This is a genomic window from Isoptericola halotolerans (assembly GCF_003003075.1).
Lineage (GTDB): Bacteria > Actinomycetota > Actinomycetes > Actinomycetales > Cellulomonadaceae > Isoptericola > Isoptericola halotolerans_A.
In genome coordinates, this window is record NZ_PVTX01000001.1 from 665,079 (window position 1) to 680,457 (window position 15,379).

Here is a 15,379-nt window from a genome sequence, read left to right on the forward strand (position 1 = left end):
GCCGGCTCGCTGTGCCGTATCGCCGTGCCGGGGCCGTCAGGCGGCGCCGAGCGCCCAGGACATCGGCACCAGCTTCGCCTCGGACTCGGCCAGCTCCGCCTGCGGGTCGGACGCCGCCACGATCCCGCAGCCGGCGAAGAGCCGCACGTGGCGCGGGTCGTCGCCGAGCTCCGCGGACCGCAGCGCGATGCCCCACTCGCCGTCGCCGTCGGCGCCCACCCAGCCGACCGGACCGGCGTAGCGGGCGCGGTCCATGCCCTCGATCTCCCGGATGAGGTCGCGAGCGGCCACGGTCGGGGTCCCGCACACCGCCGCGGACGGGTGCAGGGCCGCCGCGAGCGTCAGCGAGCTCGCCCGGGCGCCCGGGTCGAGCACGGCCGTGACGTCGGACGCGAGGTGCATGACGTTCGGCAGGTGGAGCACGAACGGCGCGTCCGGCACGTTCATCGAGGAGCAGAACGGCTCGAGGGCGTGCGCCACCGAGCTGACGGCGAACTCGTGCTCCTCCAGGTCCTTCGACGAGCGGGCGAGCTGGGCGGCGTGCAGCAGGGCGTCGTCGTCGCTCATCCCCGGCTCGCGACGGATGGTGCCGGCCAGCACGCGGGACGTGACGAGCCCCTTCTCGCTGCGGACGAGCAGCTCGGGCGTGGCCCCCACCATGCCGCCCACGGAGAAGGTCCAGCACGAGGAGTAGCCGTCGGCGAGACGGCGCAGCACCCAGCGCGGGTCCACGGGCCGTTCCGCGGTGGCGAGCACCTCGCGCGCCAGGACGACCTTCTCGAGCTCGCCGGCCTGGATGCGCTCGACCCCCTCGGCGACGACGGCGGGCCAGTCGCGGGCGGCCACGGCGCCGTCGGCGAGGGTCACCCGCCCGGGGTCGGTGACCGGTTCGCGCACGGTCCGGGCCAGCGCCGCGGGACCGGGGGCGTCCAGCTGGTCCGCGGGAGCGATCGTCGTCATCCACGACACGTCGCCCCGCCGTCCGACGACGACCCGCGGCACGACGAGCGAGCCCTCCGGGCGGGCGCCGTCGAAGTGGTCGCCCGTGCCGCCGTCGTCGAACGCGAAGGTGCCGAACGCCACGGGACCCGTGCCGGGCAGGCCGACCTCGTCCCGGACGACGGCGCGGGCGAGCGTCGCACGCCAGGCGGCCTCGGCGTCGGCGAACCGGCCGGGTCCGAACGTGTCGAGCCTCAGCGCCTCGCCCCAGCCGACCAGGCCGTCGCCGCGGCGCACCCACGTCAGGGGCCGGGTGTCGGGCAGCAGGTCGACCAGTGCCGTGAGGTCGGCGGGGAGAGGGTCGATGCGCGTGGTGCGCACGACCAGCGGCTGGGGCTCGATGGCGTGCGAGCGGCTGCCGGAGGACGCGCCCGACGGCGGTACCGGCGCCGGGTGGGGCGTGGCGGACATCGGGCCCAGGATACGCCGACGCGCGCCCGTGGCACCCGGGTGCCGGGGTCCCGGGCGACCGCGCGGGGCAGACGTGGCACGATGGCCGACGTGTCCCGCGCCAGCCTGGAGAAGAACCCTGCCGAGGTCGCGTCGATGTTCGACGGGATCGCCCGGCGGTACGACGTGACGAACGACCTGATCTCGCTCGGGCAGGACCGCCGGTGGCGGCGAGCCACCGTCGCGGCGGTCGGCGCGCACCCCGGTGAGCGCGTGCTCGACCTGGCGGCCGGGACGGGGACCTCCAGCGAGCCGTTCGCGGACGCCGGCGCCGTCGTCGTCCCCTCGGACTTCTCGTTCGGGATGCTCCAGGTCGGCAAGTCGCGTCGCGGCGACCTGCCGTTCGTGGCCGGGGACGCCACGCGGCTGCCGTTCGCGGACGCGGCGTTCGACGCGGTGACGATCAGCTTCGGTCTGCGCAACGTCGTCGACACCTCGGCCGCGCTGGCCGAGATGCTGCGGGTGGTGCGGCCGGGCGGCCGCATCGTCATCTGCGAGTTCTCGCACCCGACGTGGGCGCCGTTCCGGCAGGTCTACCTCGAGTACCTCATGCGGGCGCTGCCGGCCGTGGCGGCCGCGGTGACGCGGGACAAGGGCTCGTACGAGTACCTGGCGGAGTCGATCCGCGCCTGGCCCGACCAGGAGGCGCTGGGCCGGCTGATGCTGGCCGCCGGGTGGTCCCGCGTGGGCTACCGGAACCTGTCGGGCGGCATCGTCGCCCTGCACCGCGCCGTCCGTCCCTGAGGGCCCGCACCCCGACGGTGCGCCGAACGTCGTCGAACGTCGTCGCGCGTCGAACGTCGTCGCGCGTCGAACGTCGTGGCCTGCCGAACGTCGAGGTCCGGACCGCTTTGGCCTACCAAAGCGGTCCGGACCTCGACGTTCGGCGGGTGGTGGCGTCAGCTCTTGGTGAACTCGCTGACCTTCTCCTGGACGCGCGGGTCGTTCCACGTCTCGGTGGCCCACCCCTTGGCCTGGTCGAGGGTCGAGCGACCCTTCTCCGTGCCGAGGAAGTAGCCCAGCGCGGCGCCGATGACGAGTGCGGTCGTTGCCTTCATGGTGCGGTGCCTCCTGGTGGCAGATGCGGGTCGGACGGTGCGCTGATGCGGTTCGACCGTATGCCGCGACCTGCCTCGACGCCACCCTGGGCCCGAGGGAAGGTTCACCTTCCTACACATCTGCCGAGGATCGTGACTAGAGTGACGCGCAGTACGTTGTGACTGAGTTCACAAGACGTCCCCGGCAACGGAGTCGGGGTCTCTCGTCCAGGGAGGTGAGGCAGTGCGAGCATCGCATCGCGACGACGCCGACGTGATCGTCGTGGGCGCCGGGCCGGCCGGTGCCTCGACCGCGCACTGGTGCGCCTCCGCCGGCCTCGACGTGCTCCTCCTGGACAAGGCGTCCTTCCCGCGCGACAAGATCTGCGGCGACGGCCTGACGCCGCGCGCCGTGGCCGAGCTCGCCCGGATGGGCGTCGACACGCGGCCCGACGACGGCTGGATCCGCAACGAGGGTCTGCGCGTGGTCGCCGGCGGGCGGTCCTGGGAGCTCGCCTGGCCCGAGCTGACCACCTACCCCGGCTACGGGATGGCCCGCGCCCGCACGTCGCTCGACCACCGGCTGGTCCAGCACGCGCAGGCCTCCGGCGCCAAGCTCGTCGAGCGCACGCGGGTCGCCGGCGCGCTGACCGACGAGCGCAGCGACCGCGTCGTGGGCGTGACGGCGCAGCCTCTCGACGGGCGTGGCCGCGCCGACGGCCCCGTGACCACGTACCGCGCTCCCGTCGTCGTCGCCGCCGACGGCGTGTCCTCGCGGTTCGCGACCACGCTCGGCATCACGCGCCGTGACGACCGCCCCCTGGGCACCGCCGTGCGCACCTACTTCCGCACCGAGCACGCGGGCGGGGTCACCTCGCGCCACGAGGACCCCTTCATGGAGTCCCACCTCGAGCTGTGGGACGGCGCGCCGGGGGAGTCGAACCTCCTGCCCGGCTACGGCTGGATCTTCGCCCTCGGCGACGGCACGGCGAACGTGGGTCTCGGCGCGGTCAGCTCCACCCCGGCCCGCCAGTCCGCCACCGGGCACGACTACCGCGCGCTGATGGCCGCGTGGATGCGCAACACCCCGAGCGAGTGGGGCTTCACCCCCGACAACCAGGTCGGTCCGGTGCGGGGTGCCGCACTGCCGATGGGGTTCAACCGGTCGCCGATGTACGCGGACGGCACGCTGCTGGTGGGTGACTCCGCCGGGATGGTCAGCCCGTTCAACGGCGAAGGCATCGCCTACGCGCTCCAGGCCGGGCGGGTGGCCGCCGACGCGATCGCGCAGGCCCGCACCCGGACCACCGACGACGCGCGCGAGCGCACCCTGGCCACCTACACCGACCGCATGCGTGCCGACCTGGGCGGCTACTACACGCTCGGGCGCTGGTTCGTGCGGCTCATCGAGCACCCCGCGGTGATGCGGCTGTGCGTGCGGTACGGGCTGCCACGGCGGGTCGTCATGCAGTTCGTCCTCAAGCTGCTCTCGGACTGCTACGAGCCCCGCGGCGGTGACTGGGTCGACCGGGTCATCGCCGGGCTCACCAGGGTGGTCCCGAATGCGTGAGGTCCAGGAGCCCCCGCAGAGGGACGCCGAGGGACGACGTGTGCCGGAGCGCGGCACCGGAGAGCTCGCGCGGAGGAGCGTGGCATGAGACCCGACGTGGCACGAGGGAGTGACACCGACGTGATCGATCCAGGCGAGGAGATCCGATGAGCAACCCGTACGTCCCGGTGCTGGTCCTCATGGGGATCGCGGCCGTGCTCGCGCTCGGCGGGGTGGCGGCGAGCGCCGTCATCGGGCCCAAGCGGTACAACCGCGCCAAGCTGGACGCGTACGAGTGCGGCATCGAGCCGACCCCGCTCGCGATGGGTGGCGGCCGCCTGCCGATCAAGTACTACCTGGTGGCGATGACGTTCATCGTCTTCGACATCGAGGTGGTCTTCCTCTACCCGTGGGCCGTGGACTTCGCCGTCCTGGCCGGGTTCGGGCTGGCGGCGATGCTCGTCTTCCTGGTGCTGATCACCGTGCCGTTCGTCTACGAGTGGCGGCGCGGCGGGTTCGACTGGGTCTGACAGGAAGTTCGGCAAGGGTGCCGCTGCGGTGGCACCGACGCTCCGCGAAGGAGGAGACATGGGGCTGGAGGAATCGCCGTCGGGCTTCCTGCTCACGACGATCGAGGACCTCGCGGGCTACCTGCGCAAGGCGTCCGTGTGGCCGGTGACGTTCGGTCTGGCGTGCTGCGCCATCGAGATGATGGCGGCCGGTGCGTCGCGGTTCGACCTGTCCCGGTTCGGCATGGAGGTGTTCCGGGCGTCACCGCGCCAGGCCGACCTGATGATCGTGGCCGGGCGCGTCAGCCAGAAGATGGCGCCCGTCGTCCGGCAGGTCTACGACCAGATGAGCGAGCCCAAGTGGGTGCTGTCGATGGGTGTGTGCGCGTCCAGCGGCGGCATGTTCAACAACTACGCGATCGTGCAGGGCGTCGACCACATCCTGCCCGTCGACATCTACCTGCCGGGCTGCCCGCCGCGCCCCGAGATGCTGATCAACGCGATCCTGGCGCTGCACCAGCAGATCCAGGACGCGCCGCTCGGCGTGAACCGGGTCGAGGCGGCGAAGGCCGCCGAGGCGGCGGCGCTCGAGGCGACGCCCACCTCCCGGATGATCGGCCTGCTGCGATGACGCCGGACGAGGGGCGCGAGGTCGCCCGCGGCGGTCACGACCTGCCGGAGCCGACGGCGGAGCTCGTCGCCGAGCGCACGGGCATGTTCGGCGCGCACGGCACGGGCGACACCTCCGGCTACGGCGGGCTGGTGCGCACGGTCACGATGCCGCCGGCCGCCGCCCGCCCCTACGGGAGCTGGTTCGACGAGGCCGTCGACGTGCTCGCGGAGGTCCTCGGCGAGCAGGGTGTCACGTTCGGCGACGCGGTCGAGCGGGTCACGGTCTTCGACCCGCGCCGGCGGGACGACGTCGACCCGGGCACGGACCCGAGCGACGACGCCGAGCTGACCCTGTACGTCGCCCGCGAGCACCTCGTGCCGGTCTGCCAGGTGCTGCGCGACGACCAGGACCTGCGCTTCGAGCTCTCCCTCGGGGTGTCGGGGGTCCACTACCCCGAGGACGCCGGGCGCGAGCTGCACGCCGTCTACCACCTGACGTCGGTGACGCACGCGCGCCGGCTGCGCCTCGAGGTCACGTGCCCGGACGCGGACCCGCACATCCCGACGACCACCGGCGTCTACCCGACGAACGACTGGCACGAGCGTGAGACGTGGGACTTCTTCGGGATCGTGTTCGACGGCCATCCCGGCCTGGCCCGCATCGAGATGCCGGACGACTGGCCGGGTCACCCGCAGCGCAAGGACTACCCGCTCGGCGGGATCCCCGTGGAGTACAAGGGCGCCACGGTGCCGCCGCCGGACACGAGGAGGCAGTACTCATGACCGCGCCTGCCCATGACAGCCCGCCCGCCCCGCACGCGGCGCGCTCGACGCGCCCGCCGAGCGAGGACTACGGGCCCAGCGTGCCGGGCTTCGAGGCGTCCGGCGGCGACTGGGACGAGATCGCGCGGGAGGCGATCGGCGAGGAGCGGATCGTCGTCAACATGGGGCCGCAGCACCCGTCCACCCACGGCGTGCTGCGCCTCATGCTCGAGATCGACGGCGAGACGGTGACCGAGGCCCGCTGCGGCATCGGGTACCTGCACACCGGCATCGAGAAGAACATGGAGTTCCGCACCTGGACGCAGGGCACCACGTTCTGCACCCGGATGGACTACCTCGCGCCGCTGTTCCAGGAGACCGCCTACTGTCTCGGCACGGAGCGGCTGCTGGGCATCACCGACGACGTGCCGGAGCGCGCGAGCGTGATCCGGGTGCTCATGATGGAGCTCAACCGCGTCGCCTCCCACCTGGTCTGCCTCGGCACGGGCGGCAACGAGATGGGCGCGACGACGGTCATGACGATCGGGTTCACCGCCCGCGAGGAGATCCTGCGGCTCTTCGAGGCGATCACGGGCCTGCGCATGAACCACGCGTACGTGCGCCCGGGCGGCGTCGCCACGGACGCGCCGGAGGGCTTCACCGACCAGGTGCGGGCCGCGCTGCCGAAGGTCCGCGGGTACCTGGGCCAGCTCGGTGACCTGATGCTCGCCAACCCCATCTTCCGGTCGCGCCTCACGGACGTCGGTGTGCTCAACCTGGCCGGCTGCTTCGCCCTCGGCATCACGGGGCCGGTGCTGCGCTCGGCCGGGCACCCGTACGACGTGCGCAAGACCTTCCCGTACAGCGGCTACGAGACGTACGACTTCGACGTCCCGACCGACACCGCGGCGGACTCGTACTCGCGCGTGGTGCTGCGCCTCGAGGAGTGCTACCAGTCGCTGAAGATCGTCGAGCAGTGCCTGCAGCGCCTGGACGACACGGTGGGAGCGCCGGTGATGGTCGCGGACAAGAAGGTCGCGTGGCCCGCCCAGCTGTCCGTCGGGTCCGACGGCCAGGGCAACTCGCTGGACCACATCCGCCAGATCATGGGCACCTCGATGGAGGCCCTCATCCACCACTTCAAGCTGGTGACCGAGGGGTTCGGGGTCCCGGCCGGGCAGACGTGGCAGACGGTCGAGCACCCCCGCGGCGAGCTCGGCGTGCACCTCGTGTCCGACGGCGGCACGAGACCCTACCGGGCGCACTTCCGCGACCCGTCGTTCAACAATCTCCAGGCCGTGTCGGTGCTGTGCGAGGGCGGCCAGGTGGCCGACGTCGTCGTCGCCGTCGCGTCCCTGGACCCGGTGCTGGGAGGGGTGGACCGATGACGGCCGAACCGGTGGGCGCGCGGTCGCGCACGGGATACGACGCCGAAACCCTGGCCGCGCTGACGGCCGACGCCGAGCAGATCACGGCGCGCTACCCCGACCCCCGCTCCGGGCTGCTGCCGATGCTGCACCTGGTGCAGTCGGTGGACGGCTACGTCAGCCGGGACGGGATCCTGTTCTGCGCCGAGCAGCTGGAGATGACGGCGGCCGAGGTCTCGGCGGTCGCGACGTTCTACACCCAGTACAAGCGGCACCCCAACGGCACGTACACCGTGGGCGTGTGCACCAACACGCTGTGCGCGGTGATGGGCGGCGACGCGATCTTCGACCGCTTGTCGGAGCACCTCGACGTCGGGCACGACGAGACCACGCCGGACGGCTCGATCACGCTGGAGCGCGTCGAGTGCAACGCGGCCTGCGACTACGCCCCCGTGATGATGGTCAACTGGGAGTTCTTCGACAACCAGACCCCGGAGTCGGCCACGGAGATCGCCGACCGGCTGCGCGCGGGCCAGGACGTCACGCCGACCCGCGGGGCGGCGAGCGTGTGCTCGTTCAAGCAGACGAGCCGGGTGCTCGCCGGGTTCCCCGACGGACGTGCCGACGAGGGCACGGGCGCCGGGGGACCCACGCTCGAGGGCCTGCGGATCGCGCGCGAGCGGGGCTGGACGGCCCCGGAGCCGGACGGCGTGGACGCCGCCGGCGAGCCCGCGGCCGAGGTGCCGCCGGAGACGGGCACGGCGCAGTCCAGCGCGGAGCGCAAGCCGACGACGACGCAGGACGAGAAGCCGGGCATGCCGGACGCCTCGGAGCCGGGCGAGCGGACGGAGGGTTCCGATGACTGACATGCTCACGCCGGTCCTCACCGACACCTGGGACGCCCAGCGGTCGTGGACGTTGGAGTCCTACCTGGACCACGGCGGCTACGAGGGCCTGCGGGCCGCGCTCGCCCAGGACCCCGCCGACGTGGTGCAGGCCGTCAAGGACTCCGGCCTGCGCGGCCGGGGCGGCGCCGGGTTCCCCACCGGCATGAAGTGGGGCTTCCTCCCCGCGCCCGACGGCGGACCCCGCTACCTGGTGGTCAACGCCGACGAGTCCGAGCCGGGCACCTGCAAGGACATCCCGCTGATGCTGGCCAGCCCGCAGCACCTGGTCGAGGGCGTCGCGATCACCAGCTACGCCATCGGGTGCCACCACGCGTTCATCTACGTCCGCGGCGAGGTGCTGCACGTCTACCGCCGCCTCCTGGCGGCCGTCCAGGAGGCCTACGACGCGGGGTACCTCGGCACCGACATCCAGGGGTCGGGGTTCGACCTCGAGGTCACCGTGCACGCGGGGGCCGGCGCCTACATCTGCGGCGAGGAGACGGCCCTGCTCGACTCCCTCGAGGGCAAGCGCGGCCAGCCGCGGCTCAAGCCGCCGTTCCCGGCCGTCGCCGGCCTGTACGCGCGGCCCACCGTGGTCAACAACGTCGAGTCGATCGCCTCGGTCCCCGGCATCCTGGCGAAGGGAGCCGAGTGGTTCGCGTCCATGGGCACGGAGAAGTCCCAGGGCCACGGGCTGTTCTCCCTGTCCGGCCACGTGACCCGGCCAGGGCAGTTCGAGGCGCCCCTGGGCATCACCCTGCGCGAGCTCCTGGAGCTCGCCGGCGGTGTCCGTGAGGGCCACGAGCTGAAGTTCTGGACCCCCGGCGGGTCCTCGACGCCGTTGTTCACGGCGGAGCACCTCGACGTGCCCCTCGACTACGAGTCGGTCGGGGCCGCGGGGTCCATGCTCGGCACCAGGGCGCTGCAGATCTTCGACGAGACGACCTGCGTGGTGCGGGCCGTGAGCCGGTGGACCGACTTCTACGCGCACGAGTCCTGCGGCAAGTGCACGCCCTGCCGCGAGGGCACCTACTGGCTCAAGCAGGTGCTGCACCGCATCGAGGCGGGCGAGGGCACCGGACCCGACATCGACCTGCTGCTCGACCTGTGCGACAACATCCTCGGCCGCGCGTTCTGCGCGCTGGGGGACGGGGCGACGTCGCCCATCACCTCGAGCATCCAGTACTTCCGGGACGAGTACGAGGCGCACCTCGACGGGCGGGGCTGCCCGTTCGACCCGGCCCGGTCCACGCTGTTCGACGACACGCCCGAGGCGCCGCCGGCGCTCGCGGGTGCGGGAGGCCACCGATGACCGCCACCACGGACAAGGCGACACCCGGCGGCCCCGCCGGGGAGGCCGTCGAGACGGTGACCTGCACGATCGACGAGGTCGAGGTCACCGTGCCGAAGGGGACGCTGATCATCCGCGCCGCCGAGCAGGTCGGCATCGAGATCCCCCGGTTCTGCGACCACCCGCTGCTGGAGCCGGCCGGTGCGTGCCGGCAGTGCCTCGTCGAGGTCGCCATGCCCGACCGCGAGGGCAACGTGCGGGCGATGCCCAAGCCGCAGGCGTCCTGCACCATGACGGTCACCCCGGGCATGGTCGTCAAGACCCAGCGGACCTCCGCGGTCGCCGACAAGGCGCAGGAGGGTGTCATGGAGCTGCTGCTCATGAACCACCCCCTCGACTGCCCGGTCTGCGACAAGGGCGGCGAGTGCCCGCTGCAGAACCAGGCCATGAAGAACGGCCGGGCGACGTCGCGGTTCGCGGACGTCAAGCGCACCTTCCCCAAGCCCATCCACGTCTCCTCCCAGGTGCTCCTCGACCGGGAACGGTGCGTGCTGTGCCAGCGGTGCACACGCTTCAGCGAGGAGATCGCCGGCGACGAGTTCATCGCGCTGCAGGAGCGCGGGGCGGACCAGCAGATCGGCCGGTTCGACGAGCAGGTGCTCGACTTCGCGCCGCCGTGCGGCGGTCACGGCGAGGGCGCGCCTGGAGCAGGCCCGGCGGGCCGCTCTGCCGGACCGGTCGACGTCCCGCTCGGCATCGCGCAGCCCGACACCTCGGGCCAGCCGTTCGCCTCCTACTTCTCGGGCAACACGGTGCAGATCTGCCCGGTGGGCGCGCTGACCAGCGCCGCGTACCGGTTCCGGTCGCGGCCGTTCGACCTGGTCTCGACCCCGAGCGTCGCCGAGCACGACGCGTGCGGGGCGGCGATCCGCATCGACCACCGCCGCGGCAAGGTGATGCGCCGGCTGGCCGGTGACGACCCGGCCGTCAACGAGGAGTGGCTCACCGACAAGGACCGCTTCGCGTTCACGTGGCAGTCGGCCCCCGACCGGATCGCGACGCCGTTGGTACGCGAGGACGGCGAGCTGCGGCCGGCGTCGTGGGTCGAGGCGCTTGAGATCGCCGCGCAGGGCCTGGCCACGGCGCGCGACGACGGCGGGGTCGGCGTCCTGCCGGGCGGCCGGCTCACGGTCGAGGACGCCTTCGCCTGGTCCCGGTTCGCCCGGACGGTGCTGCGGACGGACGACGTCGACCAGCGCGCCCGCGTGCACTCCGTCGAGGAGACCGCGTTCCTGGCGCACGAGGTGGCAGGCACCGGCGTCGGCGTGACGTTCGCCGACCTGGAGGCTGCTCCCGCGGTCCTGCTCGCCGGTCTGGAGGCCGAGGAGGAGGCGGGCATCACGTTCCTGCGCCTGCGCAAGGCCGTGAAGGCCGGCGCGCGCGTGTTCTCCGTCGCACCGTTCCGCAGCCGCGGACTGGCCCGGCTGGACGGGACGCTGCTCCCGACGGCGCCCGGCACGGAGGCGGACTGGCTCGGCACCCTGGCCACCCAGGCGTCCGGCGGCCTGGTGCCCGCCGGCGCGGACCGCGAGACCCTCGAGGACGTGGCCGGCGCGCTCGGCCAGGAGGGCGCCGTCGTGCTCGTGGGCGAACGCCTCGCCGGCGCACCCGGCGCGTACACCGCGGCGCTGCGGCTCGCGGAGTCGACGGGAGCACGGCTCGCCTGGATCCCGCGGCGCGCCGGTGAGCGCGGCGGGGTCGAGGCCGGTCTGCTGCCGGGCCTGCTGCCCGGTGGTCGCCCGCTCGTCGACGACGACGCCCGGGCCGAGGCGGCCGCGGCCTGGGGGGTCGACGTCGGCACCCTGCCGGACACCCCCGGGCTGGACACCGACGGCATCCTGGACGCCCTGAGCGTCGGGCAGCTCACCGGTGCGCTGGTGGGCGGCCTCGAGCTGGCGGACCTGCCCGACCCGGTGCACGCCCGCCGTGCCCTCGGGGCGGCCCGGTTCGTCGTGGCCCTCGAGGTGCGGCACACCGAGGCCACCGCGCTCGCCGACGTCGTGCTCCCCGTCGCACCGCCCGTCGAGCGGGCGGGCTCCTACTGGAACTGGGAGGGCCGCGTGCGGTCCTTCGGCCAGGCGCTGGAGTCCTCCGCGCTGCCCGACCACCGGGTGCTCGACGCGCTCGCCGCGCAGCTCGACGTGGACCTCGGCGCGGCCGAGCCCCTCGCGGCGCACCGGGCGATCGCGGCGTTCGGCGCCTGGCGGGGACAGCGGGCCGACGCCCCGCAGGCCGGCCCGCCGGAGCCTCCCGCGGTGGCGGCCGGCACCGCCGTCCTCGCGAGCTGGCACCTGCTCCTCGACGACGGCGCCCTGCAGGACGGCGAGGAGCACCTGGCGGGCTCGGCGAAGCGTCCGGTGGCCCGGGTCAGCGCGGTCACGGCGGCCGGGTTCGACGTGTTCGACGGTGACCTGGTGACGGTCTCCACCGACCGCGGCTCGATCACCGTGCCGGTGGCGATCACGGAGATGGTCGACCACGTGGTCTGGCTGCCGACGGCGTCACGCGGGTGCCGGGTCCACGACGACCTGGGTGCCGGGCCGGGCGCGCCGGTGCGGATCGCGCCGGCCGAGAAGGGAGACGACGCATGATCCCCGGGGTCGCCGCCGACTTCAGCGCGGACACGATCGTCACGACGATCGTCAAGGCCGTGCTCATCATCGTGTTCCTGCTCACGAGCGTGCTCTTCGCGATCTGGTTCGAGCGCAAGGTCGTGGCCCGCATGCAGCTGCGCCCCGGCCCGAACTGGCACGGACCGATCGGACTGCTGCAGTCGCTGGCCGACGCGATGAAGCTGCTGCTCAAGGAGGACCTGACGGTGACGCGGGCCGACCGTGTCATGTACCTGCTGGCGCCGATGATCTCGGTGTTCTGCGCGCTGCTCGTCTTCGCCGTCATCCCGTTCGGCCCGAGCGTCACGATCCCCTTCACCGACTACTCCACGCCGGCCCAGCTGACGGACTTCCCCGTGGCGACGCTGTACGTGCTGGCGTGCGCCTCCATCGGCGTCTACGGCATCGTGCTCGGCGGCTGGTCCTCCGGCTCGACCTACCCGCTGCTGGGCGCCGTGCGGTCCACGGCCCAGGTCATCAGCTACGAGCTCGCGATGGGGCTGTCCCTGGTGAGCGTCTTCATCATGGCCGGCTCGATGTCGACCTCGTCGATCGTGGAGTCGCAGACGGCCCTGTGGTGGTTCCTGCCGCTGGCGCCCGCGTTCGTCGTGTACATCATCTCGATGGTGGGCGAGACGAACCGGCTGCCCTTCGACCTGCCCGAGGCGGAGGGCGAGCTGGTCTCCGGCTACATGACCGAGTACTCGTCGATGAAGTTCGCCTGGTTCTTCCTGGCCGAGTACATCGCGATGATCAACGTCTCCGCCGTCGCCACGACGCTGTTCCTCGGCGGGTGGCGCGCCCCGTGGCCGCTGTCGATGATCGGCGACGGGGTCCTCAACACCGGCTGGTGGCCGGTGCTGTGGTTCCTGGCCAAGGTCTGGGTGCTGATGTTCTTCTTCGTGTGGGTGCGCGGCACGCTGCTGCGGCTGCGCTACGACCAGTTCATGGTGTTCGGCTGGAAGGTCCTCATCCCGTTCGCCCTCGTCTGGCTGGTGGCCCTGGCGTCGTTCCGCTGGGCCGGTCTGTCAGGGGTGACCCGCACGCAGATGATCGTGGCGATCCTGGTGGTGTTCGCCCTGGTGATGGTGGTGCTGTGGCTGTGGCCGCAGCGCAAGGCGCCCGACAGAGCGGCGGCCGACGGCGCAGGCCCGGAGGGCGGCGGGTTCGACGCGTTCGCGGGCGGCTATCCCGTCCCGCCGCTGCCCGGACAGGCGCTGCCGGCCTCGCCGCGCGCCCGTCGCACGGTGCCGCCGGCACCGCAGGACCCCCCGGCTTCCCCGGCCGACGTCGACGCGGAGGAGACGCGATGACCGACAAGCCGTACGAGCCGCTGCGCCCGACCAAGGGACCGGTGGGCGAGCTGTTCGCCCCGGTCGCCGGGTTCGGCGTGACGTTCTCGTCGATGTTCCGACCGGCCGTCACCGAGGAGTACCCCCGGAAGAAGACGGCCCCCCAGTCCCGCTACCACGGGCGCCACCAGCTCAACCGGTACGCCGACGGCCTGGAGAAGTGCATCGGCTGCGAGCTGTGCGCCTGGGCGTGCCCGGCCGACGCGATCTACGTCGAAGGTGCGGACAACGCGGACCTGCCGGAGAACGACGGCTCGGCCGAGCCGGTGCACATGTCGCCCGGTGAGCGGTACGGCCGCGTCTACCAGATCAACTACCTGCGCTGCATCTTCTGCGCGCTGTGCATCGAGGCGTGCCCCACGCGGGCGCTCACGATGAGCAACGACTACGAGATCGCCGGCCCCAGCCGGGAGGGAATGATCTACGAGAAGCAGGACATCCTGGCGCCGCTGGCCGAGGGGATGCTCGCCGGTCCGCACCCGATGGTGGAGGGCACCACCGACACGGAGTACTACCGGGGCGAGGTCACGGCACCCACCGCCGCGCAGGTGGACTGGGTGCGTGAGCGCCGCCCGGACGAGCCCACGCTGGACGCGGCAGCCGCCGTCGTCGCCGGTGACGCCCCGCCACCCACGCCCGACCAGCACCGGCTGCGGCCCGACCAGGACCGCGCCGTGGCGACGCGGGCCGCGGCCGAGGAGTCCAACATCGACGGCCGCTCCGCGGCGCGCGAGCGCGAGGCCCGCGGGTCGTCGCGGGTGGGTCAGGGGGGCGCGCGATGAGCGGCGGCGAGGAGGTCCTCTTCTGGACGCTGGCACCGCTGATGGTGATCGCCGCCGCCGGGCTGCTCGTGGTCCGCCGTGCCGTGCACGCCGCCGTCTGCGTGGTGTTCGTGATGATCGGCCTGGCGGTGCTCTACGTGGCGCAGGAGGCGCCGTTCCTCGGGATCGTCCAGGTCGTCGTCTACACCGGCGCCGTGATGATGCTCTTCCTCTTCGTGCTGATGCTCGTGGGGGTCGACGCCGCGGACTCGCTCACGGAGACGATCCGCGGCCAGCGCTGGATCGGGTTGCTGCTCGGTGCCGGTCTGGCCGCGGTGCTGCTCGGCGTCGTCGCCCAGGCGACCTTCCCGCCGTCGGTCGGGCTCGCCCAGGCCAACGCCGTCACCAACCCGGTGGCGCTGGCCCGGGTGCTGATGCAGGACTACGTGGTCGCGATGGAGGTCGTCGGGATCCTGCTGGTCACGGCGGCGCTCGCGGGCCTGGTGCTCACGCACCGGCGCCGGCTCGGCAAGAAGCCGACGCAGCGTGCGCTGGCGGAGGCGAAGGTGGCCCTGCTGCCCACCGGTCGCCAGCTCACGCCGCTGCCCGCGCCGGGCGTCTACGCCCAGAACAACGCGATGGACACCCCGGCGCTCGACCCGGAGGGTCGCCCGCTGGAGCACTCCGTGCCGCGCGTGCTGCGCATCCGCGGCCAGCAGCGCTCCGCGACGGAGCTCCTCACCGCGGAGGAGACGCTGGTGCAACGCATCCAGCTGGACCGGCCCGCGCCGGCCGAGAACGGGGAGGACCGCTGATGGACCTCGTCAACTACCTCTATCTCGCGTCGATCCTGTTCGCGCTCGGTGCCACCACGGTGCTGCTGCGGCGCAACGCGATCGTCGTGTTCATGGGGGTCGAGCTGATGCTGAACGCCACCAACCTGGCGCTCGTGACGTTCGCCCGCCTGCACGGCGACATCACCGGACAGGTCCTCGCCTTCTTCGTCATGGTGGTGGCCGCCGCGGAGGTCGTCGTCGGCCTGGCGATCATCGTGACGATCTTCCGTGCCCGCCGGTCGGCCTCGGTCGACGACGTCAACCTGCTCAAGAGCTAGAGGGGCCGACGACTTCG

At 72.8% G+C, this 15,379-nt stretch carries 15 protein-coding genes; 13 read left to right on the plus strand and 2 right to left on the minus strand.

All coding sequences use genetic code 11. The features are described from left to right. Positions 1-36: 36 nt before the first annotated feature. Positions 37-1,410 (minus strand): isochorismate synthase, encoded by a 1,374-nt coding sequence (locus BCL65_RS03145; RefSeq protein ID WP_106265003.1) that lies wholly within the window; start codon positions 1,408-1,410, stop codon positions 37-39. Positions 1,411-1,500: 90 nt separating this feature from the next. Here BCL65_RS03145 and BCL65_RS03150 point away from each other — a divergent pair, with 90 nt between their 5' ends. Further along, positions 1,501-2,193 (plus strand): demethylmenaquinone methyltransferase, encoded by a 693-nt coding sequence (locus BCL65_RS03150; protein WP_106265229.1) that lies wholly within the window; start codon positions 1,501-1,503, stop codon positions 2,191-2,193. A 155-nt stretch (positions 2,194-2,348) separates the two neighbouring features. On the opposite strand, the gene BCL65_RS17910 is transcribed toward BCL65_RS03150, so the two are convergent. Continuing rightward, entirely contained in the window at positions 2,349-2,507 is a 159-nt protein-coding gene (locus BCL65_RS17910) for a hypothetical protein (protein WP_165799945.1), read from the minus strand. A 223-nt stretch (positions 2,508-2,730) separates the two neighbouring features. On the opposite strand from BCL65_RS17910, the gene BCL65_RS03155 reads away from it, so the two are divergent. The 12 genes from BCL65_RS03155 (at position 2,731) to nuoK (ending at position 15,362) form a co-directional block, all read left to right on the plus strand. After that, a complete protein-coding gene (locus BCL65_RS03155; RefSeq protein ID WP_106265005.1) occupies positions 2,731-4,056 on the plus strand; it encodes a geranylgeranyl reductase family protein in 1,326 nt (441 codons plus the stop codon). 146 nt (positions 4,057-4,202) lie between these two features. Beyond that, entirely contained in the window at positions 4,203-4,565 is a 363-nt protein-coding gene (locus BCL65_RS03160) for an NADH-quinone oxidoreductase subunit A (RefSeq protein ID WP_106265007.1), read from the plus strand. Positions 4,566-4,623: 58 nt separating this feature from the next. Further along, on the plus strand, positions 4,624-5,175 hold the full coding sequence (locus BCL65_RS03165) for a NuoB/complex I 20 kDa subunit family protein (RefSeq protein ID WP_106265009.1): 552 nt from the start codon (positions 4,624-4,626) through the stop codon (positions 5,173-5,175). Beyond that, positions 5,172-5,939, plus strand: coding sequence for an NADH-quinone oxidoreductase subunit C (locus BCL65_RS03170; protein ID WP_106265011.1), 768 nt, complete (start codon positions 5,172-5,174; stop codon positions 5,937-5,939). The genes BCL65_RS03165 and BCL65_RS03170 overlap by 4 nt, the downstream gene beginning before the upstream one ends. After that, positions 5,936-7,306 carry an NADH-quinone oxidoreductase subunit D gene (locus tag BCL65_RS03175; RefSeq protein WP_106265013.1) on the plus strand — a complete coding sequence of 457 codons (1,371 nt, stop codon included), beginning with the start codon at positions 5,936-5,938 and terminating at the stop codon, positions 7,304-7,306. The genes BCL65_RS03170 and BCL65_RS03175 overlap by 4 nt, the downstream gene beginning before the upstream one ends. Next, positions 7,303-8,151, plus strand: a complete 849-nt coding sequence (gene nuoE, locus BCL65_RS03180; RefSeq protein ID WP_106265015.1) for an NADH-quinone oxidoreductase subunit NuoE — start codon at positions 7,303-7,305, stop codon at positions 8,149-8,151. The genes BCL65_RS03175 and nuoE overlap by 4 nt, the downstream gene beginning before the upstream one ends. Further along, positions 8,144-9,484, plus strand: coding sequence for an NADH-quinone oxidoreductase subunit NuoF (nuoF, locus tag BCL65_RS03185; protein WP_106265017.1), 1,341 nt, complete (start codon positions 8,144-8,146; stop codon positions 9,482-9,484). The genes nuoE and nuoF overlap by 8 nt, the downstream gene beginning before the upstream one ends. Beyond that, entirely contained in the window at positions 9,481-12,114 is a 2,634-nt protein-coding gene (locus BCL65_RS03190) for an NADH-quinone oxidoreductase subunit G (RefSeq protein WP_106265019.1), read from the plus strand. The genes nuoF and BCL65_RS03190 overlap by 4 nt, the downstream gene beginning before the upstream one ends. Continuing rightward, positions 12,111-13,448: an NADH-quinone oxidoreductase subunit NuoH gene (gene nuoH, locus BCL65_RS03195; protein ID WP_106265021.1), complete on the plus strand. Its 1,338-nt coding sequence runs from the start codon at positions 12,111-12,113 to the stop codon at positions 13,446-13,448. The genes BCL65_RS03190 and nuoH overlap by 4 nt, the downstream gene beginning before the upstream one ends. After that, positions 13,445-14,269, plus strand: a complete 825-nt coding sequence (nuoI, locus tag BCL65_RS03200) for an NADH-quinone oxidoreductase subunit NuoI (protein ID WP_106265023.1) — start codon at positions 13,445-13,447, stop codon at positions 14,267-14,269. Before nuoH ends, nuoI begins: the two co-directional genes overlap by 4 nt. Continuing rightward, positions 14,266-15,063, plus strand: coding sequence for an NADH-quinone oxidoreductase subunit J (locus BCL65_RS03205; RefSeq protein ID WP_106265025.1), 798 nt, complete (start codon positions 14,266-14,268; stop codon positions 15,061-15,063). The genes nuoI and BCL65_RS03205 overlap by 4 nt, the downstream gene beginning before the upstream one ends. Next, on the plus strand, positions 15,063-15,362 hold the full coding sequence (nuoK, locus tag BCL65_RS03210) for an NADH-quinone oxidoreductase subunit NuoK (RefSeq protein ID WP_106265027.1): 300 nt from the start codon (positions 15,063-15,065) through the stop codon (positions 15,360-15,362). The genes BCL65_RS03205 and nuoK overlap by 1 nt, the downstream gene beginning before the upstream one ends. Positions 15,363-15,379 lie beyond the last annotated feature (17 nt).